The organism is Desulforamulus profundi (assembly GCF_002607855.1).
Genome location: NZ_AWQQ01000107.1, coordinates 1 through 952 on the forward strand (window position 1 = coordinate 1; position 952 = coordinate 952).

Annotated in this window: 2 protein-coding genes; both read left to right on the forward strand. The window is 47.4% G+C overall.

The window, feature by feature from the left end; translation table 11 throughout:
- On the forward strand, window positions 1-236 hold a 236-nt coding region (locus P378_RS16015), incomplete at its 5' end, for an Asp23/Gls24 family envelope stress response protein (RefSeq protein ID WP_143338524.1).
- 208 nt (window positions 237-444) lie between these two features.
- Window positions 445-924 carry an alkaline shock response membrane anchor protein AmaP gene (gene amaP / locus P378_RS16020; protein WP_238473332.1) on the forward strand — a complete coding sequence of 160 codons (480 nt, stop codon included), beginning with the start codon at window positions 445-447 and terminating at the stop codon, window positions 922-924.
- Window positions 925-952 lie beyond the last annotated feature (28 nt).

Here is a 952-nt window from a genome sequence, read left to right on the forward strand (position 1 = left end):
ACCTGTCCAAGGGCGTCAAGGTAGAGGTTGGCGAAAAGGAAGCTGCTGTTGACCTCTTTGTCATTGTAGAATTTGGCGTACGGATTCCGGATGTGGCATCCCAAATTCAAATGAATGTAAAACGCGCCATTGAAGGAATGACCGGCCTCTCTGTGGTGGAAGTGAACGTCCATGTACAGGGAGTGGCCTTTGCCAACCCGGAAACCAAGGAAGAAGAACCGAACCGTGTAAGATAACCCAAATTTAAATAGTCCTATCTAAAATCGGAACCAATATATTATTGGTTCCGCATTTTATATTTATAACTTAAACCAAACATAGTATTATAGGAAATTATGCTTTTATTTATCGTTCGGTTATAGTATTATAGTAAAAGGGAGGGGGATTTGTGAGCCCCTTTGATCGTGGCCTTCTTGTTGTTTACACATTGTTAATGACACTGTTTTGTTCGCTGCTGCTGTCCATTGTTTCCGGCTGGTGGCAGCAGCCCCTGTACTTCCTCTGGCAAAGCCCTATGTATTTGACCTGCAGTTGTACCTGTCTGTCTTTATCGGGCTGCTGCTGTTGATCGGCCTGCGATTGCTATGGGTATCCCTGACCCGGCGCCAGTCCGGCAGGGCGGTTGTGCACGACTATAAACTGGGACAAGTACGCATTTCGCTGCAAGCCATTGAGAATTTGGTAAAAAAGGTGGTTTATCAAATTCCCGGTGTAAAGGATGTAAGGCCCAGCGTAATCCAGACCACCGGGGGAATGGGATTGCATATCAGGGCCGTTGTGGCCCCGGATATCAGCATTCCTGAAATGAGCCGGGAAATCCAGCAGCGGGTCCAGGAGTATATATCCCAGACCACAGGGATTACCGTCAACGACATTAAAATCATTGTAGACAATATTTCCACCAACCGTCCCAGGGTTGAGTAGGCCCGCAGGAGGGAGGGTGTGAGATGTT